Origin of the sequence: Legionella londiniensis, from assembly GCF_001467825.1 — a bacterium.
In the GTDB taxonomy this organism is placed as follows: Bacteria; Pseudomonadota; Gammaproteobacteria; order Legionellales; family Legionellaceae; genus Legionella_A; species Legionella_A londiniensis.
This window is the reverse complement of record NZ_LNYK01000012.1, coordinates 1-2,468: the sequence shown is the minus strand read 5'-3', so window position 1 is coordinate 2,468 and position 2,468 is coordinate 1. Positions and strand designations below refer to the sequence as shown.

Here is a 2,468-nt window from a genome sequence, read left to right as displayed (position 1 = left end):
TAGCCACTTCAACCTACTAACCACCCGCCGTCTGACTCTAGTTATTGTGAATAGAAGACCGGACAACTATCCTGACACGGCGGGGAATAAAGAGTCATGTAAACTTGAAAAACCAATACATTTTCCAATTAAAATATCTAACTCCATGAAAAAAATAGGTGAATTGCTTAATATTGCCACCTCATATGAAGAAAAATCAAACAAATAATATTTATTCTGGGACTACAATAGATAGCAATTGCCAGTTGTTTGATATAATATTGCTCATTTGATTAATTTAAGATCATTTTATCCGTATTGATTGGGTGTGCAATTGAAGATATTTATATTTTTACTGATGATGTTAAGTTCATTAGCGGTAAATAGCAGTACAAAACACAACTCTAGTACATTAAGCACTACTAAAATTTGCGAAAATGGCTCAGATCAAGAGCTACTTCAAAAAAATCCAGGCCACTATTTTTTTAGGCGTGCATTATTATGTAACTATGAGCATATAAATAACCAAGAAACATTCGATAAAACAATCGCGATCTTAAGCAAATCAGCTCAATATAAATACCCTCCAGCTTATTTATTAATAGGTATTTTATACGAAAACAAATATGAAAGTGGTAGCCTTATATACAATGCAAAAGGTGTTCCTCAAGATTTAAGTAAGGCAATAATTAATTTAGAGATTGCGTCATCTATGGGTTCTACTGTAGCTCAAAATAAACTAGCAGAGCTTTATTTGGATGATGCCCATCTAATAGAGCAAAATACTAAAATAAAAGATATTTCAAATGCAGATTCACTAATCCCCCTACCTGACATGACCAAAGCCATTTATTGGTTTAAATTGGCAGCTAAAAATGGCAATCCTGCAGCGCAAGGATCTTTATCAGAACTATATAAAATGGGAATAGGCATTCCACAAAATTATGTGAAAGCATATGTATGGCAAAACCTTTCTATTGTTTCACAGTATAGATATAACAAGAAAATAACATCTGACTCCATAGGAAAGATATTATTAAAATCACACATAGAAACAAGAGATAAAATATATAAAGAACTATCGGCCAATCAGAAAATTGAAGCGCAAAAGCTGAGTGAAGATTACGCCAAAAAATTTGTAAAAAAACCTAGCGAATTGGATTTATTTTCCACCAACTCTATTTCGTATATTTCAGCCATCAATATTAAAAAAATTCTAGGATGATTAGAAATCTATTATGAAAATATCAAAAATAAATTCTTTAGGACTTTTATCCTTTATTATGACGATAGCCCTTACAACTTCAATATTTATTACACAGAAAGTTTACTCATTTACCGATGAAAAAGTAACAAATAACTGTACAGGAATAAATAAAAAGCGAAATGAATTAGAAAAGTGGATCTCAATAGCGCTAAAAAGTAATTCTTCAATTGGTTGTCCATCAGTTACTAATGATTCACCCATTATCATCTTAGAAAGAATAGCCCAACAACAAAATAAATGCGGCGAAGAGGCAAAGGGACTTTTACTCGCGTTCTATTCAATTTTTTCAAATCACCCTAATTACAAAATGTGTGGTCTTCTTGAAAGAGAAGAATTATTTGTATCAAGATCTGCCGAGGATGGAAAAATTTGTCATAATCAGAGTACTGATAAAATTAGAGGTTGTTTCTCTAATATTGATATAATTATCTCTAAATTAAAAATGCGCGGTGAAACAAAAGCTGCTTTTGAACTCGCTAAAAAAACAGCCAACAGTGATGATGTTACTGGTCTTAGTCAGATGATTTTAGCCTTTTTGTATCAGTATGGTAACGGCACTGACAAAGATTTAACCATGACTATTAAATGGCAAAAAGAGGCATTACAACGATTAGACGATCGTAACCAACGTATCGACAGCATGATCAGCCTGAGCAGTGCTTATGAAGATCTAAAAGATTACCAAAATGCCAAAATTTATTTACGACAGTGTGCCTCTATGGGTGATCTCGATTGTAAAAAAGGGCTTACTAGACTTACACAATCTAATCAATGAATTAAAAGCTTCTGTTCATTTGGAATTTTTGCAATATATATGTAGGTTAATAGATAAAGTAGAGTTTTTGATTATTTAACTTATGCTAGTTGAATCACTATGAGCAGGATTTTGAAGTTCATGTAATGGAGGAATAAGCTCTCCTACGCTAACGTTTAATGCAAATGCGATTTGGATTAAATTTTGGATCGAAATATTCTGTTCGCCTCGCTCAACCCGCCCCATATAAGTGCGTCCCATAGAGGAGGCATCAGCAATACTCTCTTGCGAGAAGCCTTTGGCTTTCCTTAGTTCCCTGATTCTATCCCCTATTTTAATAAGGTTTTGATGTTTTTCTTTCATCTAATGAGTTAAAACGATCACGGAGCTACGGTTAAAAGTTGTGTATGGTCAAAAAAGATCAGGCAGCTTTCCCCTCATCCACTGAACCATTTTGTTTGATTTCTC

Annotated in this window: 4 protein-coding genes; 3 read left to right on the top strand and 1 reads right to left on the bottom strand. The window is 33.3% G+C overall.

Features of this window, described 5'->3' with window-relative positions; genetic code table 11:
- The 3 genes from Llon_RS11700 to Llon_RS03605 all read left to right on the top strand — a co-directional run.
- Positions 1 to 208, top strand: a 208-nt coding sequence (locus tag Llon_RS11700) for a hypothetical protein (RefSeq protein WP_237758250.1), incomplete at its 5' end; no start/stop codon positions are given.
- Between the two features lie 99 nt (positions 209 to 307).
- Entirely contained in the window at positions 308 to 1,204 is an 897-nt protein-coding gene (locus tag Llon_RS03610) for a tetratricopeptide repeat protein (protein WP_058528712.1), read from the top strand.
- 13 nt (positions 1,205 to 1,217) lie between these two features.
- A complete protein-coding gene (locus tag Llon_RS03605) occupies positions 1,218 to 2,021 on the top strand; it encodes an SEL1-like repeat protein (protein WP_058528711.1) in 804 nt (267 codons plus the stop codon).
- A 75-nt stretch (positions 2,022 to 2,096) separates the two neighbouring features.
- On the opposite strand, the gene Llon_RS03600 is transcribed toward Llon_RS03605, so the two are convergent.
- Entirely contained in the window at positions 2,097 to 2,363 is a 267-nt protein-coding gene (locus tag Llon_RS03600; RefSeq protein WP_058528710.1) for a helix-turn-helix domain-containing protein, read from the bottom strand.
- Between the last annotated feature and the right edge of the window lie 105 nt (positions 2,364 to 2,468).

Excerpts from the sequence above, each read along its gene's own strand:
- Llon_RS03605 (WP_058528711.1), top strand. The coding sequence starts at position 1,218 with ATGAAAATATCAAAAATAAATTCTTTAGGACTTTTATCCTTTATTATG.
- Llon_RS03600 (WP_058528710.1), bottom strand. The coding sequence starts at position 2,363 with ATGAAAGAAAAACATCAAAACCTTATTAAAATAGGGGATAGAATCAGG.